The sequence below is a fragment of the Bacillus sp. AY2-1 genome (assembly GCF_008368965.1).
GTDB classification, from domain to species: Bacteria; Bacillota; Bacilli; order Bacillales; family Bacillaceae_G; genus Bacillus_A; species Bacillus_A thuringiensis_S.
In genome coordinates, this window is the sequence record NZ_QPEL01000013.1 from 1 (window position 1) to 26271 (window position 26271).

Sequence of the window (26271 nt, forward strand, 5' to 3'; positions counted from 1 at the left end):
ACTCTATATCCATTAAATTATAATACTCAATATTAGGAGCTGATTTCATGGAAAAAAAGCCTATCGTGTTCAAAATCCCACCAAATTCAAAGCTAAAAGTTACATTTTTCGGTCCTTGTAACGAAGTAATTACAAATGTGTCTATTATTAATCAACTATGCACCCCAAAATGTCAAACTATCACGCAATATCCAGACTTTAAGAAATATGTAACTGAAGTACGATCGTTATCCCGTTGTTAGTCCGCATAATGCACGATTTTCACAACTTTGTTACCTAAAATAACTGAGAAAGAAAATGACTGCATTTCTAGACTAAAATTACTCATTTTATGATATTCCATCGATAATTCATTGATTTTTTACACGTTTTTATTAAAAGGACATATATTATCGTATGGAGATTATCCACTCATAAAACCTATCTTTCTTTGGAGCGTACTTATTATGTATGCTCTTTTTTTATGTAACCGTCCCCTTCTAAATTGACCAACAATATATTAAAATTCTTTATGTACTCAAGGAGGTCAAATATGTTCAAGCTGCATCCAATACTACTCATCTTAGGATTGATTTTGTTTTTATATAGTGTAATCGCCTTTATGTTATTCTTTTCAGTGTACTAGCATTCCCTACACAAATTTATGTTCAATATGTAATTTCTATATAGTAAAGAAAAAACGTAATGATACGATCTTTTATGTATTTCGTCTTTCTTGTTCTATAAAAAAACTAGTAAACTTACTAACACTGAGTTTTCAGAAGCATGTTACTTATTTACATATTATTTTTTTCATTATCTGAATAAGGTTAAAGCCTCTACAAATTAAACTACACTTTACCTGTTTACTTATATATTTTAGAAAAACAATAATAATCCCCCACCATTTGGTAAGGGGATTAACTAAACCTACTAAAAAACATTTAATGATCTGTTTTATTTAATTGGAGAAGGAAATCTTGCCGCTTCAAAGTGAACCGTATTTAAACCATTAACATTTTGTACAATTACGCCCGCAATACTACTTTCTGCAAAAACTTCAACTGAATCTCCTGCTTCTAATTGAAGAATAGTAGTTACTGAAACATCATTATTAAAAAATACTCCTGTTCCAAAGAAATCATTATCTATCGCTATTGCTGGATTTCCATTTACACGAATTTCTACTCTAGCTCTGTAATTCACATTAAAATCATTTGGAGAAAATGTTATATTTCCTAATACACTATATACTCCTCTAGTTTTCGGAGTGAAAATGGATGTTACTGGATTATATTCATTCGCTAGATCAAATTGTTCATTTTGAAATAATACTTTAACAGGAGTATTTGCTAGAACAGGTTGATTAACTGTATTCACAGCTCTAAATGCCGATGCCCTTACAAGCTCCTCTTTCTTATCATCACAACACTTCACCTTTACATACTTCCTATCACATTTACTACTTTTTCTATAACAATCATGACTTTCCTTTTTGTAATCTTTACAATACTTACAGTAATAATAAGACATAGTTAGTCCCCCTTTACACTTATTTTTATATAGTATGCTATATAGATTAGAATAGCTTGGACGACCTGTTACTATTTTTAATAGAGTAAAAAACCCTCACCATTTCGGTGAGGATTTACCTTTAAGCTTCTGTAAACTCAATGTTTAATGACTTTATTTAATCGGAGAAGGAAATCTTGCTGCTTCAAAATGTGCACCATCTTCTAAAGGACTTAAAACTCCATCTATACTACTTTGTGCATAAACCTCAACTTCATCCCCTGCATTCAATTGAACAATCGTCGAAACACTTACTACATTTCCAAAACTTATTGGACCAAAAAAGTCATTATCTATAGCTATCGCTGCGTTTCCATTCACACGAATTTCTACACGCGCTCTATAATTTAAAGTTGGATCGTTTGGAAAGAAACCAATCGTTCCAATAATAGAATATACTCCTTTAGTCTTCGGCATAAAAATAGATGTTGCTGGATTATACTCATTCGCTAAATCAAATTGTTCATTTTGAAATAACACTTTCACAAAAGTATTAGCAGGAACATTTTGATTCACAGTATTTCTAGCTCTAAATGCCGATGCTCTAACAAGATTGTCCTTGTTATCATGGCACTTACTAGTGTTCTTACAACAATCATGGTGCTTCTTTTTATACTCCTTACAATACTTACAGTAGTAATAACAAGACATACTAATTCCCCTTTCAAACTTATTACTACATATTATGTAAGATTGATTTATAAGGTTTGGACTAGCTATTTTTATTGTTCATAAGGGCGCTATTAACCTGCACCCTTATTTATATACACCACATAATTCCTTACTAGTTATAAGTTGTATACAGTTCCATATGGAATAGTAAGAAAAGAACTTCCATACGGTGTAACATGATGTACTGGGTAAAAATACTCTACGGATGAGTAATATGGTTGTACTCCTTGCTGCTGCATTTGCATTTGTTGTTGCATTTGTAATGCTTGTTGAATAGCTTGGACTGTACTTTGTGCTCCACTATACGTTATAGACGTACCATACGCTGGTCGCATGCCAGCTTGAGAATTAAAATATGAATAAAACATGATTTTCAACTCACTTCCGTATAAGTTATTACAAAATATGTTATGATTCTATATTTCAGTGAGTGCAAAAGCTAATTCACTAGCTCTTATTAAGGTTAAACATTTTCAATATAAATATCATTCTCTAAATAAAAGCACACTCAACGGATGCTTTTTGTTTCTCGCTAAATTTTCCTACTGCCATAATTCATTAGCAATAATTTAGTTGTCCACGAATTTCACCATTAGGATGTTGTACTGTATGAACATTAATATATATGTTTCCAGATATAATCTCATTTATAAGAGTGCCTAATGTTTGACCCACTAGCGTTCCGACCAAATCTTCTTGAGTAATCATTCCCGTAAAAGTTGCACACTCTATTGAAATTGGATTTGTTATCGGTCCAAATAAAAAAGCTACAACAGGACCGTTCTTTCCTTTTAATCCAAGATGCAGATGTGCAGCTACTACATCCTCTATATCGAATAAATCCAACTTAAATTTTAGGCTAAGCTCGTCCCGGCTTAATTTAAAGAAACCTTCTCCTCGAGCATCTGTTTCTACTGGTGGAACTTCATTTCTACCACGCAACTTTGCAAAGAACATATCTATCACTCCTATAATTTTTATACTTCTAATATATTCTGACCCTTCTTATAAAGTGACAAAAAAGCAGCTGTTAGGTCAATTTTAATTTATTAAATATAATAGTTTAATTTATTAATTATATTGAATTCATACATTTAACTATTACACTTTTTAAGTTTAATCCATATACTATATTAGATTACTAGAAAGGAGGCGTAAGCATGGAAAGTTGTGTTTTGTTCGTTAATGGACAACCTCTTTTAGTGATTTCAGTTGCTGGAATCGAAATTGCTAGATTAGAACTTTCTCTTCAAGTAGCATTGACTCTAATAGCATTAGGAATTCCAATTTGCGCATAATAGTTAGATAATTATAAAAAAGAGGGTTTAAACTCTCTTTTTTATTTATTCCTTAACAATAAAAAAAGACACCACTTGGATAATGGCATCTATCGAAATATTCGTCATAAGTTTCATTACTACTAAACTAACAATCCTACTAATTCACGTGTAATTCCTGAGAACGAATAGCCATATGCAAAACCTACAATACGAACTCCTGTATTCCATTTTCAATAAGTATATGTTATTTTTCTAAAAAGCAGTTTCTATTACCAGTTTTCATGAAAACTTTTCGCTTTTGCTAACCGCTCTTTTTTATTAAACTAATAATACTCCTTGAACCCTTTTTACTTACTGCATCATATAATTTTAAACTTAGCATTCAATAAAAAAATTTCCTACTATCAAATATGCGCAATATGTGAGGCTCTTTTACAACTAGTCTATTTATCGCTCCCTTCTAACTCCTCACTTTCTTCACGTATTTGTCCAATTAATGAAAATATAGAACCTACGGCTTGAATCCAACTTCCTATGGTATCTATTGACTGGCCTTCTTTCTTTTTATCCAGTTGACTATTTGCTTGATTGTCTAAAATTTCCCCTGTATCATTTACTAGATTTTCTTTACTATCCTGCCGATCTCCTCTAATACTTTTTAGCTCATATATTCCTCCAATCGCTTGCAAGGAATTTCCTATAGCTTGCAATAAGTTTCCTACAACATTAAAAGACTCATCCTTATCTGAAGTATCTTCAAATTCATCTGCTAATGCTGTAAGTCCTCCTAAAGCCTGCGCCCAATTTCCAGAAATAACTAATTTAACTTTTGTTTCATCTGTAAAATCAATAACTAACCCTGATATTACAGTTACATTACCAATTGATTGGATTTTATTCCCAATTTTTTCAAGAGAAATTCCCCCTTGACCATCAGCCTCTAAAGCGTTACCAACTGCTTGCAATGTGTTTCCATATATATTCAGATTCTCCCTTACATTACTGCTTATAAAATAGAACGGTGTACTTCCAATAGCGGAAGTTATTGTACCTATAGCTGCTATCAATGCACCAAATATTTCTTTTAATTGGTTCTCCATTTATAACCTATCCCAACATTAAATAATTACTTTTATCCTATTTAATCACACAGCTCTCTGTTAGAAATTCAAACTGTCCCTTAACCTGTTCCTTCTTTATTATATTGTCTTATAAAAATAAACATCCTTAAAAATAACACCTATATATTGATCGTTTCTCTACATTGTTTTGTATAATACATATTACTAACACCGCTTTTTTTATGTTCCTATCTTTAAATGTATTAAACCACTCACTAGTCATTATTCTCTTCACATAAATTGCTCATTTTATGATTCGAAAAAATAAATAAATTTCCATTAAACTTTTTAACCTTTATTATATTTCCTATTAATAACCAAGCGTTGATATATATCCAATTAGAACCTCCCAATTTTCTTGAAAATTTTTTAAAAACTCAGAAGCGATAATAATTTATCTATATCACGATCTAAGCTAATCTTCCTAGCCATACATATTCTTCGCCTTCGAATCATGTCTCTATAAAATAAAAAAACAGCTATTAAACTGCTTTAAATTCATTTTATCCCCAAAAGAAATGATATATATATTCTCCCGTTACACTTTAATTGATTCCAACAATTCTAGCAAATCTCATCAAGTCCGCTCCCTGAAGAAAATACATTGTGAGCGTAACTGGCACTTGTGACCACATAAATTGATAAAACTCCTCGACTCTCCGATTTGTCGAAACAATTAAATCATTTACAGGTCCTTGATTCCATATTGAAGTTCTAACTGAAGTAAACGGAAGATCTTTCCCATTAACCACTATTCTGGCCATACTTTGAGTTATGTCCACACCAATTCCCTCCATCGTTATAAAGATCGGACCTGTTTCTACAGTCATATTTTATAAATATTCTTGGCTGTTATAAATGATTAAGGCAAATCCCTAATAAAATTTTTTATTAATTACTTTCCATTACATTTATATAAATTCTAGCCTTATACAGTTTTTATAATAAAATATGAAATATTCATGTGTTATCTTCAGTACGTTCTTTTCTTTTTATAATGTCGTGTGAGATATACCATGACTTGAAGCCCTAGCCTCCTAATCCTAGGGCTTCTCCATTGAAATAACGATTTTAATAAAACTTTTCACCTTTTAACTGGACAAGCATATATTATTGTATGGAGGCATCCACTCATAGAAATCTATCTTTCTTGTGAAAGAGCATGCTTATATGCATGTTCTTTTTCGATATTATGAAATAAAGACTTCACATACATTAGAGAAATACATACAATACTTATGATCATCTCATTATGAATCATTTAGTATCATTTTCCATACATTCCTTGGTCATGGAACGCCTTTCTCCCAAGGCGTTCTTTAATTTCCAGATAAGGGGTTTGTTAAAGAATTGAATAAAGTGAAACTCTAATCAATGGGGGGGTGTTCATCCCCCATTGATTATTAGCCCTCACCAATCGGGCTTTTACGGGCAGCCCGACCCCCACCTAACTTCTTTGCTTCTGCTGAATTTTAAGGTGGGGTCTTACTGCTCACAAATAGCGGGCTAAAATCTTTAAATCCACTGAAACCATGTTCCTTTTTCTCTCTGATTCCATCAATTATAGAAAATAGCTAAACTAATTAACGCCTTTGTTCACTGTAGTAATTTTCTTGTATAATAAAAGTTAATTAATCTAAAAGGAACTGAATTATGCGCAGATATCAATATTTTTAAACTACCTATTCTTACAACATAACGGAGGTAAAAGTATTGATTACTGAACTACACACACAACGATTATATTTAAGGCAAATGAAAGCATCTGATTCATTAAGTATGTTTAAAATATGGTCTGATCCTGATGTTACTAAATTCATGAATATAAGTAATTTCACCGATGAAAGCCAGGCAAAAGATATGATTCAATTTCTTAACGAACTCGCTCAAAATAATAAAGCTATACGTTTTACTATTATTGAAAAAGAATCTAATCACATTATCGGTTCATGTGGCTATAATTCCTTAGATTTTGAAAACTCAAAGACTGAGATTGGTTATGATATTTCAAAAAAATTTTGGGGTAAAGGATATGCCCCTGAAGCAATATCCTCTTTATTAGATTATGCTTTTACACATTTAAAACTATATCGTATTGAAGCAAAAGTTGAACCTGCAAATGTAAATTCCATAAAGGTATTAGAAAAATTAAACTTTACTTTTGAAGGGACTCTGAGAAAGAGCGAAAAATCAGCTGGAAAGCTTATCGATTTAAATATCTATTCGAAATTAATAAGCGATTAATTTTAGTCACTCTGCCCACACTCAATCAAAGTGTGGGCTTCTTTAATTGCTGTATAAAATTCAGAAGTTTGACACAATCCTGGAAAAAGCTTATAAAGAAAAGTGAGGTTCCGTTATTTTCACACTTAGAAGTCCAGTCATGTTATATACAATTTAAAATACAGTTTTATAAGTGTGAACGAACTACAAAACTAAAAAACAAATAATAAGTTTGCAACATGTTTGCAAATACGAATTTTGCATATAAATTCGTGTAATATTGAAAGGAGTTTTACTTATGAAAGAAATTAAAACAGAACAAGAATTCAAAGACATCATCGCAAGCGAGGAGCCTGTAGTTGTTAAGTTCTTTACTACATGGTGCCCAGATTGCGTACGTATGGACAACTTTATCGGAGATGTAATGGAAGAGTTCAATAAATTTGAATGGTATTCTATTAATAAAGATGAGTTTCCAAGTATCGCTGAAGAGTATCAAGTAATGGGTATTCCAAGTTTACTTGTATACCAAAATGGTGAGAAGCTAGGCCACTTACATAGTGCTAATGCAAAAACTGAAGAGCAAGTTACTGAGTTTTTAGAAGCATACTAAAATAAAAGCCCTCTGGAAAATATTTTTCAGAGGGCTTTCATCTGTTTTCACAATTATCTTTTGATGTTTTTCATCGTTTAATGAATTACACCCTGTCATTATAAGAATAGTACATATTAAGAAAAGTATTCGCTTCTTCATCCATCTACCCTCCTATCTCTTTAGTAAATAAACTCTAATTAGGTTCACACCCTGACTTTGTACTTTTCAACATATTTTTCCTTCACGAAACTTTGTTATCCCCTTCTTAAAAAGCTATAAAACGTCAACAATGTTTGTATAGACCCACACGACTTTCGTTTGATACTCTATTTATAGAAAGAAATTCCTTTAAAGAAAGGTGAGTGATTAAAATGGATACTCTTTCTCATAAAGAAGCTGATAAAGGTGCTATTGTCAGCATTATGGCCTACATATTTTTATCCTCTATGAAAATCATCATCAGTTATATTACCCTCTCTAGCGCATTACGTGCTGACGGTTTAAATAACTTAACGGATATCGGTGCTTCTTTAGCGATATTAATTGGTCTAAAAATATCTCGTAAACCTCGTGACCCAGATCATCCGTATGGGCATTCACGGGCCGAACAAATCGCATCACTTGTTGCGTCCTTCATTATGGCAACAGTCGGATTAGAAGTTGTTATTAGTGCCATTCAATCTTTCTTAAATCCGAAACAAGCAGCACCTAATGTACTCGCTGCATGGGTTGCTTTATTTTCTGCTGTCGTTATGTACTGCGTGTATTTGTATACGAAAAAAATTGCAGCACGAACAAAAAGTAAATCACTAGAAGCTGCTGCAAAAGATAATTTATCAGATGCACTCGTAAGTATCGGTACTGTAGTAGGTATTGTCGGTTCTCAGTTCCAAATGCCTATTTTAGACCCTATTGCCGCTTTAATTGTTGGTCTTATTATTTGTAAAACTGCATGGGAGATTTTCGTAGAATCTTCTCATATGCTAACAGATGGAATTGATCCTGATAAAATGGAGGAATACGCTGATGCTATTGAGCATATTGGCGGTGTGGAAAACATTGTAGATATTCGAGCACGTATGTACGGGAATCAAACGTACGTTGATATTACAATTGAAGTAGATGCTCGTATGGATGTTGGAGAAAGTCACTGTATTACCGACAACATCGAAGCTATGCTTCGCAAAAAGTTTGGAATTTACCATGCACACATTCATGTTGAGCCAATGAAAAAAGAACCTATTATGACATAGGTTCTTTTTTTATGAACGTTTTATGGAATATAACACATAAAACGAGCCAGCTACCGCCAGCTGCCCATCCTGCTAATATGTCAGATGGATAGTGCACGCCAAGATATATTCGGCTAACTGAAATAGATAATACAACAAAGCTTGCTATAAGAATAATTAGCAATTTTTTATGCAACGAAATACGATCTTCAGTAATTGTGACGTATGCAATAAATCCTAAAAAAGCCGTAGCATTCATCGTATGACCGCTCGGAAAACTATATCCAGTTGCAGTAACAAGCTGCGTAACATCAGGTCTTGCTCGTTCGTACCATAGTTTAAGCAGACTGTTTAAATAACGAGATCCGTAGTAATTAATTGTTAGAAGCAATGCACTAAGCAACTTTTTTCTAACGAGAAAATACATTACAAGAATAATGAGCAATGGGAAAAATATCCTTTTGGAACCGATAAAAGACACCCAAGTAAAATAGGTCGTCAAATAATCGTTTCGAAAGCTTTGAATAAAATGTGCGACTATATTGTCAAAATTCTCAATACAAGCGGTATGATACGAAAGTGATAATACGACAAAACAAATGAGTAACGTAAAACTTAGCAAGTATAAATGTCGATATCGTTTCACATACATAACCTCACTATGCAAAAAAATGGAGCGGTTGTTTTAGTTTTCCTCTCCATTTCTTTTTTATGCATAGTTTATTAAAAAATATAATTATTAATTTTTTGCTTCATCTCAGGGATATCTTCTCTTGTTACGGTAAAACGAATCACCTTCTCATCAAGATCAAGCGCCTCAGCGAATAATCCAGCTAAACCACGAGATTTTCTATCTACTTCCATAATAATTTCTAGTCGATCGTATGCATGTGGCAAGATTAATAATTCTAATTCATCTAATTTCCCATAATACTCTCCAGAAACTGGAATAAACTCAAATTCTTGTGCGAATGGAACTTGCTTACGTAATCGATGCGGTAATTCTTCACATTCTATATGACGTGCTTTAAACCCTAATTCATTTACACTATCTAAAACACTACTTAATAATGCATTGGGTAACACTTGAACGTAGTCGCGGTCACTTGGGTCTATACTACGTTTAATATCAAGACCTGTATGAATCCAAACCGTTTTCATACCAAGTGTAAGTGGTGCTTCAATTGGCATTGGAAAAGAAAATGGAATTTCAACTTTTTCATTCGGTTCTATAGAAAATGGTTCTGTTAAGCGTACTCGCTCTAAATCATACGTTGCTGTTACTTTTTTATCATCCACTTCTCGTACATACGACGTCGATAATGTTAAGTAAATGCTTTCAATTTGCTGGCTAACTGAACCTCCAGTTATATGAACCTTTCCAACTATTTCTTCCCCAACAATATACTCATCTTTTTCAAGAACAGTATCTACCTTTGCACTTCCAATACCAACGCTTGCTAAAAACTTTTGAAACATGGAGTCTCCATCCTTTCTAAAGCAGAAGCTACATCTTGTTTTAAATCTTGTACATTCTCATAGTACGGCGTTTTTATTTGTAACATTCGCATAAGCATTTCGCGATTATAATTTTCCAAAGTTAATTCTTCGTACCATGGTTTTTCCTGTTTTTCATTAGATTCATATCCTGCATATAATAAAAATAACGAGAAATGACCGAGTGCATAAAAGTCGCTACGAAAGTGGACTTCTCGCATCAAAGCTTGTTCACCTTCGTAAGTTGTAGCTCTCTCATCACCCTCACCTTTCCATTTAGCCAATCCAAAATCAATAATACTAATTTGATTTTCTTTCATTAATATGTTTGGAATGCGTAAATCTCGGTGAATAATGCCTTCACTATGAAACACCGATACAATTTCTAATATTTCATATAAAATCTCAAAAACTTCACGTTCTGTATATACATACCCATCTATGAAAATATAATCTTCAAAATTTTTACCAGGCATGTACTCCATCACAAAGAAGCTCTTTTTCTCCCATATGAAATGATCATACAGACTAGGAATTGCATGATGATTTAATGTTTGTAAAATCATTTTCTCTTGTTCAAATGATTTTCTACCAGACTCATATCTTTGTTTACTTTGTCTTAATTGTTTTAAGACTTTATATCTATTTACTTGTAAATCATTAACGACATATGTGACCCCATAACTGCCCATTCCAATTACTGATTCAATTTTATAACGTTCTGCAACAATTGTATTTTTCCGCAGTGGTCTATCAAATAATGCTAGTACACGACGCCATTTCATCAGCTACTTGAAAAGAAGCTACGGCTTTTACGTTTTCTTTTATAATGTTGATGTCCATAACCAGATGAACGTCGTTTATAATCGCTACTTGAATACGAGCGCCCTCTACGACGATAATCACTACTTGAATACGAACGATATTTTTTCTTTCCTAATAAAGAATCAATAATTTTTTTGAACATCCCTTCACCTCTTGAGTAAAATTTCATTTTAATTATACCAATAATTATTGACTATATTTGTGACAGGTTTGTAAAGAGTAAAAAAACGACGAGTTATGCCCGTCGTTACTTTCATTCATCCTCTTCATCAAAAACTTCATCAATCATGCATTTCTCTAATAAATACTCAAATGTAATATCTGCGAGATCTTCAATTTCTTCTCGTTTCGGGACGTACCCTCTTTCAATTAGTTGCTCATAAAAAAACTCCGCAATCTCTTCCGTATCAATCACGACTTCAATTTCCTTCATGAGCATCACTCCTTTATTTCTGTTTTATGAAAAAATCTCAAAATTATGTATATGAGATTAGAAAAATAGATTTTATTTTTTTATAGGTCATAAGCTTTGGACGAGATGCATACGATTGTAGTACAAGCTATTCAAAGGGGGAAATAATAATGGAAAATCAATATGAAGTAGGACAAACAAAAGAAGAGTTCATGCATGAAGATCAATGGGCAGACTCTCTTATAAAGTGGCTTTTTATTTTTTTAATAATTGTAGGCATACCTTATACTGCATATGTTGTTGTTCAATTTATTCTCTCTTTCTAGTTAACTATTTTTTCTCTGTCAATTTAACTAAATAATTATGAACAACATCCATTACAATTTTATATTCTTCATCTTTAAATGTATCGAACAATAATTGATAATCGTTATAAATATCAAGTAATCCATCAATGATTTCTTGACGATTCGTCTTAACACTCACTTTTTTCGAGTTGTTAATTGACTTTAACTTACCTAAATCTAATTTATTCATACCTGCTTTATCTTGTTTCAGTTTCTTCAAAATTGCATTTGCCGTTTGAGCATTGGCAAGTAACGTTAAATCTGACTCATCCGCTTCTAACCATTCACCATCCGTAATCCGTGACAATTCATAAATTGTATCTTCCCATGCGTCATTCTTATATCTCCATACTTCTGTACGAAAACCAACAATACGGAAAACATCTTTATCATATCCAGTTACTTGCACAAGATCACCAAACGTGAAATTATAATTTAATTCAATCCACTCCGTATCGCCCTTTTTCATATCTTGCTCTGTAACGTGCTGCAGCGTTTGCTCTACGTAAAATCCATCGTGATTATTGACTTCGTATACATAAACTCCATCTAAAACCTTCATATTTGTGATTTTCCCAACGGTTCCATATAGCGTAATCACGACTATGTCCCCTACGTTGTATTTAGGTTGTTTTTTTCTTGCCATCTCTATCTCTCCTTTTTTTGACGTCGTGATTTTGATATCAGTATATGCAACCTACATAAAAACGCTTATCACAGAAGCTTATATTCATAAATTTTTTCAATAAAAATTATAATCTTATAAAATTTACGTTACACTCAAAAAAAAGCTAGTAACTAGACTAGCTTCAAATCAACAAATTTCATATAAAAAAACATACAGAATACTTCACTTTAAACAAAGTAATGTATTCTGTATGTTTTCAAATAGTTTTTATCTATCTTGTATGTATAAATCCCAGGCTTCATCAAATATAGACATACTTTCTAGCATTCCGCTCAACTCTAAGTATGAACTAATTTCATCATAGTCTTCAGATTGCTTCGGAAAACTTAAATCATCATACATCGCCTCTGCTAAATCTGAAATTTCATTTCTAAATAAAGCTGCACGATGCTTCATCATATAATGGTAAAATGTCTTTTTCAAAAATATTCCCTACCTTTCTAACTTGGGTACATTATACAAGGCAAAAAAGAAAAAAACCAGCATAAAAGCTGGTTAAAAGTCGAAGTAATTTCTTTTTAATAGACGTGGTCTTCCCATTAATTCTTCATATGTTAGTTGTTTTGGTAAATCTTTCGTATAAATTAAAAATAACTGATCTTCAATTTCTTTTACTGTATGGTCTGATTGATAGTCCATCCCGCACGAGGAACAAGAAATACATGGTGTCTTTTGGATTTCAATGGCTTTCGTACCATCTGGTAATTCCCAATATACAGTATTCAAGCTTTCTTTCGCTTCTGTACTGTCACACCACATACAATTCATACTGCATCACCCTCAGTTTTTTTGTCGTTTTCTTCTAATTTAGCCATTTGTGCTTGATATTTTTTATCTTTTAATTGATCACGCTTATCACGTTTATCTTTTAAAGATGCATGAGTATCATTATCTTCGTAGTCTTTACGACGGTTCATACGCTGTAAGTCGTCTGGAACGAGGTTAAATTTCTTATCGCTCATAAGACCTGCGATACCAACATCTGAACGTTTTTCTTCGTAGTTCGGATAAATCTCTTTAAAGTATCCTTCCGCTCTTCCTGGAATATAGCTCTCTGGCTCTGGATACGTCGTAATAACACCTTCAAAGTTACGAAGTACAACTTTATCTGCACTTTGTGAGATTAAATAGTTTGGTTGAAGTGCAATTTTACCGCCTCCACCTGGCGCATCAACAACGAATGTCGGAACTGCATAACCAGATGTGTGTCCACGTAAACCTTCAATAATTTCAAGACCTTTAGATACTGGTGCACGGAAGTGACCGATACCTTCAGATAAGTCACATTGATAAATGTAGTATGGACGTACACGGATTTTTACTAAGTCATGCATAAGTTTTTTCATAATTGGAACGCTGTCGTTAATACCAGCTAAAATTACTGCTTGGTTTCCGACTGGAACACCAGCATTCGCTAACATTTCACATGCCTTTTTCGATTCTTCAGTAATTTCAATAGATGTATTGAAATGTGTATTTAACCATACTGGATGGTATTTTTTAATAATGTTACATAAATTTTCTGTAATACGTTGTGGGAATACTACTGGTGCTCTCGTTCCGATACGAATAATCTCAACATGCGGAATCTCTCGTAAATTTTTCAATACATATTCTAAAATTTTATCGTTAATTAGAAGTCCATCACCACCGGAGATTAATACATCTCGTACTTGTGGTGTTTCACTAATATAAGCAATCGCATCATCTAATTGTTTCTTCGGTACACCCATTCCAATTTGTCCACTAAAACGACGGCGTGTACAGTAACGACAATACATAGAACATTGATTTGTTACTAAGAATAGTACACGGTCCGGATAACGATGTGTTAGCCCTGGAACTGGTGAATCTTCATCTTCGTGAAGCGGATCTTCTAAATCATATTTTGTTTTATATAACTCTTCCGAAATCGGTACTGATTGCATCCGAATCGGACAGCGTGGATCATCAGGATTCATTAGCCAAGCATAGTACGGTGTAATGTTTAACGGGATCGTTTTCGTTGAAATTTTAACGCCCTCTTCTTCTTCAGGTGTTAAGTTAATTACTTTTCTTAAGTCATCTAACGTTTTGATCGTATTCGTTAATTGCCAAACCCAATCATTCCATTGCTCTTCAGTAACATCTTTCCATAATTCGATATCCTTCCAGTGACGATTTGGTTTGTATACATCATGTAACATTGCTATTCCCCCTTTTTATACGCTCACCCTTTATATAAGCAATAGTTATGCCAACTTTACATTGTTGATAAGTAAATGTGCGGAGAACCCTATTATATAAGCGAAAAAATATTTTTAAGCGTTGTATGAAATCAATACTTAACATTATATTCATTACTTTATATATATGTAAACGCTCTTTTATTCGTGCAAACACACAAAAACCGCCGATTATTCGGCGGTTTTGTCGTACTTGCTCAGTTTATATTGAAGCGTTTGACGAGGGATACCTAACATTTTTGCGGCTTGTAATATATTCCCTTCCGTTTCAATCAACGCTTGATCTATTAATTCTTTTTCTGTTTGATGAAGTGCTTCTCTAAGTGGCATTATACCCTTCTTCTTCGAAAACTTCTCTTTCCGAAATGTACGTGGTAAACAATTGGCTGTTAATGTATTCCCTTCTGCAATAATAACAGCATGTTCAATCGTATGTTTTAACTCCCGGACATTTCCAGGCCACTGATAAGCTTGCAGTCTATCTTTCGCTTCCTCATCAATTTGAAGTACACCTTTTTTATAACTTTTATTATATTCTTCCAAAAAATAAGATGCTAATAATAGTACATCCTCAGTTCTTTCACGAAGTGGTGGGATATATAATGAAAATACGTTTAAGCGATAATATAAATCAGTGCGAATTTTATTCTCTCGTAAACATATTTCTGGAGGCTGGTTCATTGCGGTAATAACGCGAACATCTACTTTTCTCGTCTTATTATCACCAATTCTTCTAATGACTCCATCTTCTAACACTCGTAACATTTTTGCCTGCAAATCAAGAGGCATTGAATTCAGTTCATCTAAAAATAATGTACCACCATCAACAAGTTCAAATAGCCCAGCTCTTTCAATCGCTCCTGTATAGCTTCCTTTTGTCGTTCCAAACAATAAACTTTCTAATAACGACTCTGGTAAAGCTGCACAGTTTTGTGCAATAAATGGCTTGTTTTTTCTTTTAGAAGCTTCATGAATTGCTTGTACGAACAGTTCTTTTCCTGTTCCTGTTTCACCATATATTAAAACATTTGCGTCTGTTGGTGCTACTTTTTGTGCTAGCTCTTTCGTCTGTTTAAACCGCGTATCATTTGTCACTATCGTCTCAAATGCAGCATGCTTTTTAATCAATTTTTTTCTAGATGACCGTTTTATTTTCGACTGTAAATCAACAATTGTGTCAGTAAGTTTTTGAATTGTAGAGTAATCCTTTGCAATTTCAACAGCCCCGGCAATATTCCCATCTATAAAAATAGGTAACGTCGTATTTACTGTACAAACATCTTCACCATTTAAATTTTGATAATGCTGTACTTGATGTACGATAGGTTTTTTTGTATCTAATACTTTCATCAATGTACTCGTTTCCCTTGATAAAGACGGGAACACTTCTAACAAATGCTTCCCTAACACTTTTTCAATCTTGGATCCATCGTGTTTTGCAGCTACAGAGTTATAAAATATTGTAATTCCATTTTCATCTACAGCGTGTATAGCCTCATCAATACTGCCCAAAATCGCTTCAATGACTTCTTGTGTCGAAACTGCTAGCAATGTCATCCCCCCTTTTGCCGAAAATCCAGCAATTACATGCCGAATTTTCGGCATACCTATGTGCGATTGTAAGCATGACGATTCCGTTCTATAATTTTGATCAATTTTATATTTTAATTAGTACGGCTTGTTCGAACACCCAGCTCCACCTAACTATTTTGCTTTACAGCCGAATTTTGAGGTGGAATTTTTACTGCTTTCGAATAGCTAGATAAATCTTTCACCCATATATTCATATCTTCCAACTTATCGAAAATGTAGCAATTATTCGCCAGTCTTCCTGTATACGTATAGCCTAATTGATGAAATGCAGCATTCATTCCGAAAGAAAGCGATCGAGCAATTGTATAGGAACAGAAAATAGATTTTTCTCGGAGCTCTTCCTCTAATTTAATTAGTAAACTTTTCATAAATCCATGTTTACGATATTCAGGTAAAGTAGCACAATTTGTTAATTCTGCATTCCCTTCTTTTATATTCATTTCTGCAGATGCTGTACTAATAATTTCCCCCTCAAATTCATACACGTAGTAAATTGTATCGTCTTCTTTCATCGTCTGTAATACATAACTCGCTTCATTTAAAGGTGTCGGATACACTTCAAATACTTTTCCGAATACAGTTGCTAATTCTTCTGCATCTTCTTCAGTCGCTTTTCTCAGCAGAAATTTCTCTGGAACTACTTTTTCTTTTATTTCTTTTCCTTTTACACCGCTTAATATAGTATCTTCCTCAGTCCAATGCATACTATTTCGTCTTTCATCATTATTATATTTCACAAAAAAGTATGCATCGTGTCCTTGAAAATAATGAGGTATCGTTGCTTCCAACAAAAAACCGAAAGAGAGCCATGTTGAAACATGCTCTCCCTTTCCTTTAATAATACATTTAGTGAAAGAATGTTTCTCTGCTAGTTCGTCAATTGTCTGTATAATACTTTCAACATTTCCTGTATAGTGGTCTACTCGGATACGTTTATTAAAATAATCTAAAACGCCTTCTACTGTATAACAATTCGTCTGTTCTCTAAAAGATTCATAGTATTTCATTTTTTCACCTCACACCAATCTAGTAATGTACATGCAATAATTTTTGCGGCAGCTATCATTTTATCAACTTCTATATACTCGTTTGGATAGTGTGCTACTTTTGTCTCTCCTGGACCAAATACTATAGTTGGTACACCTGAGATTTGTGTAAATAAACCTCCATCAGTCCCCCAAGGAGATGCTTCAATAATTGGTTCGTTCCCTTCGATTTCAACAAAGTTATGATGAAGTGCGGTAATAAGTTCATGATTTTCTTCTAATTCACCAGGAACCCATCTCGCTCCAAACCATTCTACTTCTACTGGATTTTCAACAAACCAATTGTCCACATCATTTAATTCAGCAATCCAATTCTCAAATTCTTCTTTTGCCGCCTCTATAGTCTCATTCGGCGCAACACCGCATCTTCCTTCTAAAATTAATTCATCGGGAACAGAACTTGGCCAACTCCCTCCTTCAATTTTCCCAATGTTAATTGGAATTGGAATCGGAATTCCTTTAAATAACGGATCTGTGATTCGACTATTTCTTTTCTCCTCTAGCTTTCTTACATGTTCTATAACAAACATACTTTTTTCAATTGCACTAACCCCTTCATAACGCGTTCCACCGTGTGCTGCTTTCCCTTTTACACGTAGACGAAACCACATGGAACCTTGTTGTTTCGGAAAAAACTTCATATTAGTAGGTTCTGGAATAATGACACCATCTGCCTTATATCCTCGTAATATAGTTGCTAATGTCCCTGCTCCGCCACTTTCCTCTTCTATTACACTTTGAAAATAGATGTCTCCTTTTAATTCAATGCTAGATTCAATAATCGCTTCCATCGCAAGCATGAGTGCGACATTTCCGCCTTTCATATCCGTCGTTCCACGGCCATATATACGATTTCCTATTCTCTCACCACTATAAGGATGATGTTCCCACTGATTCACATCCCCTTCCGGAACTACATCAATATGCCCATTTAATATCATAGATTTCCCGTCGCCACTTCCTTTTAAAGTTGCTACAATATTTGGGCTATCTGAAAAACTTGTACGGGGTGATACAAAATAAGGATGACCTTTCATTTTAGAAAAAGAAGGCTCCCAAATATCGAGGTCTAAACCTAATTCACGTAATTTTTCAATCACAATCGCCTGCGCACCGCTTTCATCACCAGATACGCTCTTTTCTTGAATTAATCGCTTTAAAAATTTTACACTTTCTTCTTCATGACTCTCAATATAATCACAAACTTGCTTTTTTAATTGCTCCACATATTACATCTCCCTTCATTCAATTACTAGTAAGTTAGAACTAATTTGAAAATCAGCTTCTGTATGTCGTTTTACATCTTCTACTGTGTATGGGCTCATTAATTCTTGTAATATAAGTCCACTCGGAGTTACCTCCATGACCGCCATATCAGTAATAATTAAATCTACACATTTCTTTGAAGTTAATGGCAATGTACACTCTGAAACAATTTTTGCATTTCCATACTTATCAACATGATTCATCACAACAACGACCCGCTTCGCTTTTTGTGCTAAATCCATTGCTCCACCAATGCCTGGAACACGTTTTCCAGGTACAATCCAGTTTGCTAAATCACCATTTTCACTTACCTGTAATGAACCAAGAATCGTTATATCTAGCAAACCTTTTCGAATCATACCAAACGCTGTACAGCTATCGAAATAACTCGCTCCTGTTATAAGAGAAGTTGGTAAACCTGCTGCGTTACACAAATTTTCATCTTCATTCCCTTTACTTGGTGTTGGTCCCATTCCGACGATTCCATTTTCCGCATGAAACATAACATTTATATCGTCAGACAAATGATTTGGTACAAGCGATGGTATGCCAATACCTAAATTTACAATCATGCCATTTTGTATTTCTTTCGCCGCTCGCCTAGCAATCTTATCTCTCACTTCTACGCCCATACCCATTTCCAGTTCACTCCTTCCGACGGTACAATATAATTTACGAAAACACCTGGAACGACGATTTCCTCTGGATCTAAACTTCCTAGCGGGACTATTTCTTCTGCTTCTACAATTGTTATATCCCCAGCCATTGCTACGTGAGGATTCATATTTCGTGCACTTTTGTCAAAAACAAGGTTACCAAACGGATCTGACTTTTTCGCATATACAATTGAAACTTCAGCAGTTAATGCTGTTTCAACTAAATATGTCTTACCATTCATTTCAACTGTTCGTTTTCCCTCTTCCACAATCGTATCAACACCTACATCAACTAAAACACCACCAAGACCAACACCACCAGCACGAATGCGCTCTGCTAATGTTCCCTGCGGAGAAAACTCAATTTGTAATCTTCCCTCGTTTAGTTGCCTTCCTGCATTTGGGTTGGAGCCAATGTGAGAAGTAATTAGTGATTTAACTCTTTCATTTGTAACAAGACGACCGATACCTACATCAGGAAATCCAGTGTCATTTCCAACCAAATTTAAATTTGTAACGCCTTTTTCTAAAATTGCCTGTATTAAAGATGGAGGGGATCCAATCCCTCCAAATCCCCCAAACATTAATGTCATATCATCATGGAACAAAGAAATTACTTCCTCAATTTCTTTTAATTTACCGAATGTATTTGTAATAGTTGTCATGCGATACTATGCCCTCCTTTTTGAATCATCTCTTCCACACTTTTAGAGAAAATTGAAAGTAATTCATCTAACTCGGAATATGTAGTTGTCATTGGCGGTGCTACTAGCAGTGCACTATCTTCTTTTCCTGCTTGCCCTGAAACTGCTTGGTATAAAAGCAGGCCATTTTTAGCTGCAACCGAAATAAGCTCCGACGCTTTTGTAAACGGTTGCAATTCTACTCCAATTAGCAACCCTTTTCCGCGCACATCAGCAATGATTGTCGATTGTTGTTGAACTTTCTGTAAGCCTTTTATTAAATATTCTCCCTTTTCTGCTGTTTTTTCAGGGAGATTATGTTTCTCCATATATTCAATAACAGCTAAAGCCGTTGCTGCAGACAATGGATTTGCACTTAACGTATGACCGCTCATTACTGAACGTGATCCACGTAATATTGGTTCTATAACACGATCACTTACAACTGTCGCTGCCATCGGTGTATATCCCGCTCCTAGCCCTTTACCAAGTGTCATAATATCAGGTTCTACACCCCAATGCTCCATCGCAAACCATGCTCCCGTACGACCAAGCCCAGTCATTACTTCATCCGCAATAAATAAAATATCGTAATGGTTGCAAATATCTTTAATGACTTTATAATAGTCTTTTGGCGGAACAACCGCGCCTCCAGCTGCTCCGATAATCGGCTCAGCAATAAAAGCAGCAATATGCTCTGCACCAATTCTTTCAATTGATCTTTCTAATTCAGTCGCACATGCCAGCTGACAAGTTGGATATACCTTTTGAACAGGACACCTGAAACAATATGGAGCTGGTATAGTCGGATAATCTTCCAAAATAGATACGAAACGTTGTCTACGTAGTGGGTGACCAGACATCGATAACGCACCCATCGTAATACCGTGATAACTCATCCATCTCGATAAAATTTTATGCTTACCTTGAATACCTCGCTCTTGAAAATGCTGAATTGCAATTTTCATAGCTGTTTCATTTGCTTCCGTACCACTATTTACAAAGAAACTCCAGTTCAAATCTCCTACACTTAAATCACTTAACTTCTTCGCTAATTTTTCAGCTGGTTCACTCGTAAACTGTGATCTATAAACAAAAGCAATCTCCTCAGCTTGCTTTTTAATAACGTCTGCAATCTCCTTTACGCCATGCCCAATACCTGCCGTAATTGCTCCTGACGAACCATCAAAATATTTATTACCATTTTGATCATACAAATAAACACCTTTTCCATGTGAAATCATTGGATACGGCTGACCAACAAGTGGTTTAATTAAGTAATCGCGCATAGCGCTCCCCCATTTCTCCAATTTGTATATATATATGAAGAAAATTGACGTTTCTTTCATAAAAAAGAATCCTCTGCAAAAGCAGTGAATTTATCAAAAAACTATTATAAAATATACAAATGAGTGCTTAAAAATACCTATAAAACAGAAAATTCAGAACTTGAAATGAAGACCAACCCTTTTCTATACGCCCAAGTAACCCTCCCTTTTATATGAAATGACTACATCACCAAATGTTTTTATAGCATAATGCCAGCTGCCCTCAAATGCCGACATTCTGTACACTTCGACGGAACTCCCGTTAAACTCCTTCCTATTATCCTACTTTAAATTGCATATTTTAAAACAAATTTCGACAACGCTACACCTTTCTAATCAGTTCAGATTCATATTTAATATGTAAATTTTTCATTTTTAAACTATAAAAAAAGAACCGATTAACCACATTAATCAGTTCGTCATGACGCTCTCTTATGGGTTAATACTGTCAATTGCTAAAATAAATAGAAAAATCAAGTTTACAAATTCATCCTACAGCCTATAACACAAAACCTTTTCATAACTTCATTCACAATTACTATCAGGATATCCCTATCCCGAAGTGGCACCCCTTTCCTCAGATTCAAACTACCTTTCCTTTATAATTTATGTAGGACAATTATCACTTTGTATGTGTATTTGCCTATAATTAAAAAAAACCCTAGTTTTCTAGCGATTGCTGGACATGTATTCAATATGTTATTGGAATGCACTTTCAATTTGGCATTTATTTTACTTTCGTGCAATCATATGTACTGCTTTACTCTGCAAAATACTCGTAAGCACAAGCACCTCTTTATGACAACATATTTGTTGTAAATTTTTAATTTTCCCCTTTATAAAATCATTTTTTCGCATAACCGCTTTCTTGCTTCGCATATAATTTTAATGATGACAAAGGAGGAATGTTCATGTCTCAATCTGAAATTGAAAAATATGGACAAGAAGTTACGCAATACGAACAGCTCGCACGTTACTATCAGTTTCGTAATCCTAAAAAATATATAGAATTATATATGAAATATTGCGATGCACTTTCAAAACTTGTACAGGCGCATGAAACAAGGGATTCACAAGAAGCTACTTTACCGTCACATATAAGAATTTTTCATGCCGATCCAAATATACCGGCGGTTGACATTTTAGTAAACGGACAAAAAGTTATTAAAAATATTTCATTTAAGCAATTCAGCCCTTATTTATCATTAGTACAAGGTAAATACCGTATAGATATTGTCCCTGTCGGAAATGAAACTCCAATCTTTTCAGCATTGGTACCAATAATGGGAAATCATACTTATACTCTTGCTGCAATAAATAGTGATAATCACCTACAATTACAACCTATACTTGATAATACACATTTACCAGCTGGTCAAGCCAAAATACGCTTTGCACATTTCTCTCCAGATACCCCTGTTGTAAATGTCGATTTAAAAGATGGAGATCATTTATTTGAAAATGTAATCTTTAAACAGATAACAGATTTTTTGCAAGTTAGCCCCGGTACAGCGGATATTGAAATTTCACTCGCAGATAATAAAAACGTTTTATTGACTATACCGAAATTCAATGTTGAACCAAATGTTATTTATACAATTTCAATAGTAGGTTATTCAACTAAAGATCCTAAATTAGAAGCCGTTATACTCACAAATTAAAACAGTCTACACCATTCATTTGGTGTAGACTGTTTATTTTTGAAATGCAATTTGAAATTCTGTCCAATCGTTATCTGATCGACACATAATGGACCCATTATGTTTTTCCACAATTTGTTTACATACAAATAAGCCAATACCAGTTCCTAACTTTTTAGTAGTTACAAACGGTTCAAAAATCGTTTCTACATTTTCAGCAGGAATCATTGGTCCATTATTTTTTATCACAATTCGAATAGCTTGATCTTCTTCAAATACATCAATGATAATTTTTCGTTCTTCTTTCATTGATTCAAGAGCATCAATTGAATTCATTAATATGTTTAAAAATACTTGTCTCACTTCACTTCGATAACCAACAAGCGGAATTGGATACGGTAAATTCTTTTCAATTGAAACATTCGCATTGACCAAACTCGGATATAAGAATTGTATAATGTCTTGAAACAAGTCATTAAGCCAAAACCGTTCCGATTCATTCCACATTTCTTTTTTCGATACGAGTAAAAATTGCGAAATACGAAAATTTAATTGATCTAATTCATGCGAAATAATATCTAAATACGATAAACTCGGATGATCTGCCTTTAATAGTTTGACAAATCCCATAATGGAAGTAAGCGGATTACGAAATTCATGTACAAAACTAGCTGACATTTGCCCTAAAATCGTCAGCCTTTCTTTATGTGTTTCATTAATATATTGCTGTTTTTCCTCTAAATTCTTCGATATAATTTCCGAGTATTTTAAAACGGTATAATAAATTAATTTGTCAAAACAAGTATGTATTTTTGCCATAATTGGTTTCAATTCACGAGCGCTAACATCTAATTCACACATCGCTTCGAAAAGTTCATTTCTTCCCACGTTTGCGTTATAAACAAAATCTCCAATATTCGCATCTGCTCCAGCACGTTCAATAGCAATTTTCTCGCATAACGGTTGAAGATAATTTATATCTTTATCTTCCATAGTAAGTTCGATAATCAACTCTAGTAAATCCTCTCCATTTTGAACTACTTCTAGTTTAAATGGATCTTTTTCGGAAATTATCATTTTGTTTTTCCAGTTCTCTACGAATTGGTGCCTATTGTTTTTCAAGTGTGAACAAAATATTTCTTTAATATCCTTATCGATTGGAAAAACCTCCATTCCCTCCATTTCCATACGACGAATACCCTTTATATTTTGAATATTAACACAAAAAAGATGATTCGTTAATAGATTTTTGTCACATTTTGTTAATTTCTGTTGATAAAATTATTTTTTTCTTTCTTATTTAACTAATTGTATGCAAATACCCTTTTTCCTTCACACATTTTCATTATTTCCGTAGTCAACACGACTTTTTTTTGCATCATTTTTAATTCTTGCGTACAATAGAAAATGAAAGGTGTGAAAAATATGGTAAATAAAAATGTGGAAGATTATCTCCAAGAAGGCATTTACGGCCAAAAGCAAAACAAACCAGAAGAACGTAATATGTATTTAACTACATTACGTGAGCGTGTAGAAATCGCTTTAACGATCGGTCAAGTAATGCAAAGTAATGTATACTCTGAAGTGGCGGGTAGCATGCGCTCTTCTCAATCATTACAACTCCTCCTAAATGGTGGCATTGCTTACCCACATTTATCAAAATACATTAAATTAGCAAACGAAAAAAATGTTCCTTTTACAATTGTTCAAAATAAAGATACAAAAACACCAATCGGTTTAGTATTAACTCATGCTACTGCTGTAGATAAAGAACAAATTTATGTAGAAGATACTATTTTCAAACAAGAAATGAAGTAAAAGTTACACTTAATTAAATAGTTACTAGAAGCGTAAAAAACGAGTATGGAATCGTAAACATTTCCTACTCGTTTTTTAGCGCAAAGTTTAAGTTTTTCTACTTTATTTTTTAATACATACTAATTTCATTTCTGTCATTTCTTCTATTGCATATTTAATTCCTTCGCGCCCCGTGCCACTTTCTTTCACACCACCATAAGGCATATGATCTACTCTGAACGTTGGAATATCATTAATCATGACACCACCAACCTCTAACTCATCGATTGCACGCATTGCTTTAAATAAATTATTTGTAAATACTCCTGCCTGTAAGCCGTAACGCGAATTATTTACTTGCTCAATCGCTTCATCAAATTCTTTAAATGTATTTACTGTCATGAGTGGACCGAATACTTCTTGGCACTGCACAGATACATGATTTGGAACATTTGTTAATACAGTCGGTTCAAAAATTCTTGCATCCCGCTTCTTACCACCGTGTAAAATAGTTGCTCCTTCCTTGATTGCTTCTTGAACCCACATATCAATTCGCTCTACATCTTTTTTTGAAATTAAAGCTGATACATCCGTTTCTTCAAGCAGTGGATCACCAACAACTACTGATTCCATCGCTTTCTTTAGCTTCGAAAGAAATTCATGCATTTTCGTTTCATGTACAAAAACACGTTGTACGGAAATACAAACTTGCCCATTATTAACAAATGCTCCCCATTTTACACGTTCAATGATTTCATCTGTTAACTCTACATCTTCATCAATTATAACAGCAGCATTTGATCCTAGTTCTAACGTAACTCGTTTTAACCCAGCCTTTTGTTTTATTCCGATTCCAACTTTTGGACTTCCGGTAAAAGTAATAGAAGCAACATAATCATTTTTAACGATTGCCTCACCCACCGTGGAGCCAGGACCAGAAATGATATTTAAAGCTCCATTTGGCAATCCTGCCTCTTCAAATAACTCAACTAATGCATAAGATGATAATGGCGTTTGATCAGCTGGCTTTAACACAACTGTATTTCCGGCAGCAATTGCAGGTCCAACTTTATGCGCAACTAAATTTAATGGGAAATTAAATGGTGTAATAGCCCCTATTACACCAATCGGCTTTCGGATTGTATATGCAATACGCCCATCCGCACCAGGTGCGGCGTCTAATGGCAATGTCTCACCATATATACGCTTCGCTTCTTCAGCTGCAAATTTGTATGTTTGAACAGTACGATCCACTTCTCCCCTAGCAGCACGTATTGGTTTTGCAGCTTCTTTTGCAATAATCTCTGCAAATTCTTCTCTTCTTTCATCCATTTTTTGTGCAACCTTCTCTAAAATAATCGCACGATCATATGCGGATAATTTATTCATTTTTGTCATTGCATTTTTTGCAGCAATAACAGCCTCTTTTACATCTTCTTCCGTTCCTTGTGCAATTTCTGCTAATATTTCTTCAGAATATGGTGCGTATAATGGTTTATACGTGTTTACAGATTTCCAATCTCCATTTATATATAAATGCTTTTTCATACTTCTTCTCCTTCCAAATATATGTATACAACAATAATTCACCTAG

The 26271-nt window shown here is 34.0% G+C and carries 31 protein-coding genes; 8 read left to right on the forward strand and 23 right to left on the reverse strand.

Going from position 1 to position 26271, the window contains the following annotated elements; genetic code table 11:
* Positions 1-47 precede the first annotated feature (47 nt).
* The gene (locus DN403_RS02070) at positions 48-242 is read left to right on the forward strand and encodes a hypothetical protein (RefSeq protein WP_000412557.1); all 195 of its coding nucleotides are present in this window, start codon (positions 48-50) and stop codon (positions 240-242) included.
* A 694-nt stretch (positions 243-936) separates the two neighbouring features.
* Here the strand turns inward: DN403_RS02070 and DN403_RS02075 are convergent.
* From DN403_RS02075 to DN403_RS02090, 4 genes are all read right to left on the reverse strand, one after another.
* Positions 937-1512: a complement C1q domain-containing protein gene (locus tag DN403_RS02075; protein ID WP_000122944.1), complete on the reverse strand. Its 576-nt coding sequence runs from the start codon at positions 1510-1512 to the stop codon at positions 937-939.
* Positions 1513-1665: 153 nt separating this feature from the next.
* A complete protein-coding gene (locus DN403_RS02080) occupies positions 1666-2202 on the reverse strand; it encodes a C1q-like domain-containing protein (RefSeq protein WP_014894775.1) in 537 nt (178 codons plus the stop codon).
* 137 nt (positions 2203-2339) lie between these two features.
* Positions 2340-2591 carry a DUF3947 family protein gene (locus DN403_RS02085; protein WP_000500101.1) on the reverse strand — a complete coding sequence of 84 codons (252 nt, stop codon included), beginning with the start codon at positions 2589-2591 and terminating at the stop codon, positions 2340-2342.
* A 190-nt stretch (positions 2592-2781) separates the two neighbouring features.
* Positions 2782-3180 (reverse strand): CHRD domain-containing protein, encoded by a 399-nt coding sequence (locus DN403_RS02090; protein WP_016077766.1) that lies wholly within the window; start codon positions 3178-3180, stop codon positions 2782-2784.
* Between the two features lie 203 nt (positions 3181-3383).
* Between DN403_RS02090 and DN403_RS02095 the strand changes: the two genes are divergently transcribed.
* Positions 3384-3521 carry a DUF3956 family protein gene (locus DN403_RS02095; RefSeq protein WP_000443218.1) on the forward strand — a complete coding sequence of 46 codons (138 nt, stop codon included), beginning with the start codon at positions 3384-3386 and terminating at the stop codon, positions 3519-3521.
* A 425-nt stretch (positions 3522-3946) separates the two neighbouring features.
* Here the strand turns inward: DN403_RS02095 and DN403_RS02100 are convergent, their stop codons facing one another.
* Both DN403_RS02100 and DN403_RS02105 read right to left on the reverse strand, forming a co-directional pair.
* Entirely contained in the window at positions 3947-4603 is a 657-nt protein-coding gene (locus DN403_RS02100; protein ID WP_098437205.1) for a DUF6944 family repetitive protein, read from the reverse strand.
* Between the two features lie 566 nt (positions 4604-5169).
* Positions 5170-5454, reverse strand: a complete 285-nt coding sequence (locus DN403_RS02105) for a hypothetical protein (protein ID WP_002082840.1) — start codon at positions 5452-5454, stop codon at positions 5170-5172.
* 883 nt (positions 5455-6337) lie between these two features.
* Between DN403_RS02105 and DN403_RS02110 the strand changes: the two genes are divergently transcribed.
* The 3 genes from DN403_RS02110 to DN403_RS02120 all read left to right on the forward strand — a co-directional run bounded on the left by DN403_RS02110 (position 6338) and on the right by DN403_RS02120 (position 8695).
* Positions 6338-6868, forward strand: coding sequence for a GNAT family N-acetyltransferase (locus tag DN403_RS02110; RefSeq protein ID WP_149185284.1), 531 nt, complete (start codon positions 6338-6340; stop codon positions 6866-6868).
* Between the two features lie 277 nt (positions 6869-7145).
* A complete protein-coding gene (locus tag DN403_RS02115; protein ID WP_000658787.1) occupies positions 7146-7460 on the forward strand; it encodes a thioredoxin family protein in 315 nt (104 codons plus the stop codon).
* A 353-nt stretch (positions 7461-7813) separates the two neighbouring features.
* Positions 7814-8695, forward strand: a complete 882-nt coding sequence (locus DN403_RS02120; RefSeq protein ID WP_000380385.1) for a cation diffusion facilitator family transporter — start codon at positions 7814-7816, stop codon at positions 8693-8695.
* On the opposite strand, the gene DN403_RS02125 is transcribed toward DN403_RS02120, so the two are convergent.
* The 5 genes from DN403_RS02125 to DN403_RS02145 all read right to left on the reverse strand — a co-directional run bounded on the left by DN403_RS02125 (position 8685) and on the right by DN403_RS02145 (position 11429).
* Positions 8685-9320, reverse strand: coding sequence for a phosphatase PAP2 family protein (locus DN403_RS02125; RefSeq protein WP_002082842.1), 636 nt, complete (start codon positions 9318-9320; stop codon positions 8685-8687). The genes DN403_RS02120 and DN403_RS02125 overlap by 11 nt on opposite strands.
* Positions 9321-9397: 77 nt before the next feature.
* Positions 9398-10153, reverse strand: a complete 756-nt coding sequence (locus DN403_RS02130; RefSeq protein ID WP_098834010.1) for a sporulation protein — start codon at positions 10151-10153, stop codon at positions 9398-9400.
* The gene (locus DN403_RS02135; RefSeq protein ID WP_000872072.1) at positions 10135-10956 is read right to left on the reverse strand and encodes a serine/threonine protein kinase; all 822 of its coding nucleotides are present in this window, start codon (positions 10954-10956) and stop codon (positions 10135-10137) included. The genes DN403_RS02130 and DN403_RS02135 overlap by 19 nt, the downstream gene beginning before the upstream one ends.
* A complete protein-coding gene (locus DN403_RS02140) occupies positions 10956-11138 on the reverse strand; it encodes a hypothetical protein (RefSeq protein ID WP_000473371.1) in 183 nt (60 codons plus the stop codon). Before DN403_RS02140 ends, DN403_RS02135 begins: the two co-directional genes overlap by 1 nt.
* A 111-nt stretch (positions 11139-11249) precedes the next feature.
* Positions 11250-11429, reverse strand: a complete 180-nt coding sequence (locus DN403_RS02145) for a YozD family protein (RefSeq protein WP_000658451.1) — start codon at positions 11427-11429, stop codon at positions 11250-11252.
* A gap of 149 nt (positions 11430-11578) precedes the next feature.
* On the opposite strand from DN403_RS02145, the gene DN403_RS02150 reads away from it, so the two are divergent.
* A complete protein-coding gene (locus DN403_RS02150; RefSeq protein ID WP_000431485.1) occupies positions 11579-11734 on the forward strand; it encodes a DUF3930 family protein in 156 nt (51 codons plus the stop codon).
* A gap of 4 nt (positions 11735-11738) precedes the next feature.
* On the opposite strand, the gene DN403_RS02155 is transcribed toward DN403_RS02150, so the two are convergent.
* The 10 genes from DN403_RS02155 to DN403_RS02205 all read right to left on the reverse strand — a co-directional run bounded on the left by DN403_RS02155 (position 11739) and on the right by DN403_RS02205 (position 21201).
* A complete protein-coding gene (locus DN403_RS02155) occupies positions 11739-12401 on the reverse strand; it encodes a hypothetical protein (RefSeq protein WP_000101498.1) in 663 nt (220 codons plus the stop codon).
* Between the two features lie 249 nt (positions 12402-12650).
* Positions 12651-12866 carry a YozE family protein gene (locus DN403_RS02160; protein WP_000750717.1) on the reverse strand — a complete coding sequence of 72 codons (216 nt, stop codon included), beginning with the start codon at positions 12864-12866 and terminating at the stop codon, positions 12651-12653.
* A gap of 72 nt (positions 12867-12938) precedes the next feature.
* Positions 12939-13211: a YokU family protein gene (locus tag DN403_RS02165; protein ID WP_000995766.1), complete on the reverse strand. Its 273-nt coding sequence runs from the start codon at positions 13209-13211 to the stop codon at positions 12939-12941.
* A complete protein-coding gene (gene kamA, locus DN403_RS02170) occupies positions 13208-14629 on the reverse strand; it encodes a lysine 2,3-aminomutase (protein ID WP_000902145.1) in 1422 nt (473 codons plus the stop codon). Before kamA ends, DN403_RS02165 begins: the two co-directional genes overlap by 4 nt.
* Positions 14630-14839: 210 nt before the next feature.
* Positions 14840-16225, reverse strand: a complete 1386-nt coding sequence (rocR, locus tag DN403_RS02180) for an arginine utilization transcriptional regulator RocR (protein WP_014894777.1) — start codon at positions 16223-16225, stop codon at positions 14840-14842.
* A gap of 143 nt (positions 16226-16368) precedes the next feature.
* Positions 16369-17268: a putative beta-lysine N-acetyltransferase gene (gene ablB, locus DN403_RS02185; RefSeq protein ID WP_000878599.1), complete on the reverse strand. Its 900-nt coding sequence runs from the start codon at positions 17266-17268 to the stop codon at positions 16369-16371.
* On the reverse strand, positions 17265-18533 hold the full coding sequence (locus tag DN403_RS02190) for a peptidase (RefSeq protein WP_000436696.1): 1269 nt from the start codon (positions 18531-18533) through the stop codon (positions 17265-17267). The genes ablB and DN403_RS02190 overlap by 4 nt, the downstream gene beginning before the upstream one ends.
* A 15-nt stretch (positions 18534-18548) precedes the next feature.
* Complete coding sequence (locus tag DN403_RS02195) at positions 18549-19211, reverse strand: CoA transferase subunit B (RefSeq protein ID WP_149185285.1); 663 nt, start codon at positions 19209-19211, stop codon at positions 18549-18551.
* A complete protein-coding gene (atoD, locus tag DN403_RS02200) occupies positions 19196-19894 on the reverse strand; it encodes an acetate CoA-transferase subunit alpha (RefSeq protein ID WP_000208111.1) in 699 nt (232 codons plus the stop codon). Before atoD ends, DN403_RS02195 begins: the two co-directional genes overlap by 16 nt.
* On the reverse strand, positions 19891-21201 hold the full coding sequence (locus DN403_RS02205) for an aspartate aminotransferase family protein (protein WP_098437203.1): 1311 nt from the start codon (positions 21199-21201) through the stop codon (positions 19891-19893). Before DN403_RS02205 ends, atoD begins: the two co-directional genes overlap by 4 nt.
* A gap of 950 nt (positions 21202-22151) precedes the next feature.
* Here DN403_RS02205 and DN403_RS02210 point away from each other — a divergent pair.
* Positions 22152-22901 carry a DUF4397 domain-containing protein gene (locus tag DN403_RS02210; RefSeq protein WP_000083277.1) on the forward strand — a complete coding sequence of 250 codons (750 nt, stop codon included), beginning with the start codon at positions 22152-22154 and terminating at the stop codon, positions 22899-22901.
* A 33-nt stretch (positions 22902-22934) separates the two neighbouring features.
* Here the strand turns inward: DN403_RS02210 and DN403_RS02215 are convergent, their stop codons facing one another.
* On the reverse strand, positions 22935-24068 hold the full coding sequence (locus DN403_RS02215) for a BA2291 family sporulation histidine kinase (protein ID WP_000425087.1): 1134 nt from the start codon (positions 24066-24068) through the stop codon (positions 22935-22937).
* 237 nt (positions 24069-24305) lie between these two features.
* Here DN403_RS02215 and DN403_RS02220 point away from each other — a divergent pair, with 237 nt between their 5' ends.
* Positions 24306-24698, forward strand: a complete 393-nt coding sequence (locus tag DN403_RS02220) for a YueI family protein (RefSeq protein ID WP_000247560.1) — start codon at positions 24306-24308, stop codon at positions 24696-24698.
* A 102-nt stretch (positions 24699-24800) separates the two neighbouring features.
* Here the strand turns inward: DN403_RS02220 and DN403_RS02225 are convergent, their stop codons facing one another.
* A complete protein-coding gene (locus tag DN403_RS02225) occupies positions 24801-26225 on the reverse strand; it encodes an aldehyde dehydrogenase family protein (protein ID WP_000716437.1) in 1425 nt (474 codons plus the stop codon).
* Between the last annotated feature and the right edge of the window lie 46 nt (positions 26226-26271).

Bases quoted from the DNA above. Each gene is read 5' to 3' on its own strand.
- DN403_RS02070 (WP_000412557.1), top strand. From the start codon at position 48: ATGGAAAAAAAGCCTATCGTGTTCAAAATCCCACCAAATTCAAAGCTA.
- DN403_RS02075 (WP_000122944.1), bottom strand. From the start codon at position 1,512: ATGTCTTATTATTACTGTAAGTATTGTAAAGATTACAAAAAGGAAAGT.
- DN403_RS02080 (WP_014894775.1), bottom strand. From the start codon at position 2,202: ATGTCTTGTTATTACTACTGTAAGTATTGTAAGGAGTATAAAAAGAAG.
- DN403_RS02085 (WP_000500101.1), bottom strand. From the start codon at position 2,591: ATGTTTTATTCATATTTTAATTCTCAAGCTGGCATGCGACCAGCGTAT.
- DN403_RS02090 (WP_016077766.1), bottom strand. From the start codon at position 3,180: ATGTTCTTTGCAAAGTTGCGTGGTAGAAATGAAGTTCCACCAGTAGAA.
- DN403_RS02095 (WP_000443218.1), top strand. From the start codon at position 3,384: ATGGAAAGTTGTGTTTTGTTCGTTAATGGACAACCTCTTTTAGTGATT.
- DN403_RS02100 (WP_098437205.1), bottom strand. From the start codon at position 4,603: ATGGAGAACCAATTAAAAGAAATATTTGGTGCATTGATAGCAGCTATA.
- DN403_RS02105 (WP_002082840.1), bottom strand. From the start codon at position 5,454: ATGACTGTAGAAACAGGTCCGATCTTTATAACGATGGAGGGAATTGGT.
- DN403_RS02115 (WP_000658787.1), top strand. From the start codon at position 7,146: ATGAAAGAAATTAAAACAGAACAAGAATTCAAAGACATCATCGCAAGC.
- DN403_RS02120 (WP_000380385.1), top strand. From the start codon at position 7,814: ATGGATACTCTTTCTCATAAAGAAGCTGATAAAGGTGCTATTGTCAGC.
- DN403_RS02130 (WP_098834010.1), bottom strand. From the start codon at position 10,153: ATGTTTCAAAAGTTTTTAGCAAGCGTTGGTATTGGAAGTGCAAAGGTA.
- DN403_RS02135 (WP_000872072.1), bottom strand. From the start codon at position 10,956: ATGAAATGGCGTCGTGTACTAGCATTATTTGATAGACCACTGCGGAAA.
- DN403_RS02140 (WP_000473371.1), bottom strand. From the start codon at position 11,138: ATGTTCAAAAAAATTATTGATTCTTTATTAGGAAAGAAAAAATATCGT.
- DN403_RS02145 (WP_000658451.1), bottom strand. From the start codon at position 11,429: ATGAAGGAAATTGAAGTCGTGATTGATACGGAAGAGATTGCGGAGTTT.
- DN403_RS02150 (WP_000431485.1), top strand. From the start codon at position 11,579: ATGGAAAATCAATATGAAGTAGGACAAACAAAAGAAGAGTTCATGCAT.
- DN403_RS02155 (WP_000101498.1), bottom strand. From the start codon at position 12,401: ATGGCAAGAAAAAAACAACCTAAATACAACGTAGGGGACATAGTCGTG.
- DN403_RS02165 (WP_000995766.1), bottom strand. From the start codon at position 13,211: ATGAATTGTATGTGGTGTGACAGTACAGAAGCGAAAGAAAGCTTGAAT.
- kamA (WP_000902145.1), bottom strand. From the start codon at position 14,629: ATGTTACATGATGTATACAAACCAAATCGTCACTGGAAGGATATCGAA.
- rocR (WP_014894777.1), bottom strand. From the start codon at position 16,225: ATGACATTGCTAGCAGTTTCGACACAAGAAGTCATTGAAGCGATTTTG.
- ablB (WP_000878599.1), bottom strand. From the start codon at position 17,268: ATGAAATACTATGAATCTTTTAGAGAACAGACGAATTGTTATACAGTA.
- DN403_RS02195 (WP_149185285.1), bottom strand. From the start codon at position 19,211: ATGGGTATGGGCGTAGAAGTGAGAGATAAGATTGCTAGGCGAGCGGCG.
- atoD (WP_000208111.1), bottom strand. From the start codon at position 19,894: ATGACAACTATTACAAATACATTCGGTAAATTAAAAGAAATTGAGGAA.
- DN403_RS02205 (WP_098437203.1), bottom strand. From the start codon at position 21,201: ATGCGCGATTACTTAATTAAACCACTTGTTGGTCAGCCGTATCCAATG.
- DN403_RS02210 (WP_000083277.1), top strand. From the start codon at position 22,152: ATGTCTCAATCTGAAATTGAAAAATATGGACAAGAAGTTACGCAATAC.
- DN403_RS02215 (WP_000425087.1), bottom strand. From the start codon at position 24,068: ATGGAAATGGAGGGAATGGAGGTTTTTCCAATCGATAAGGATATTAAA.
- DN403_RS02220 (WP_000247560.1), top strand. From the start codon at position 24,306: ATGGTAAATAAAAATGTGGAAGATTATCTCCAAGAAGGCATTTACGGC.
- DN403_RS02225 (WP_000716437.1), bottom strand. From the start codon at position 26,225: ATGAAAAAGCATTTATATATAAATGGAGATTGGAAATCTGTAAACACG.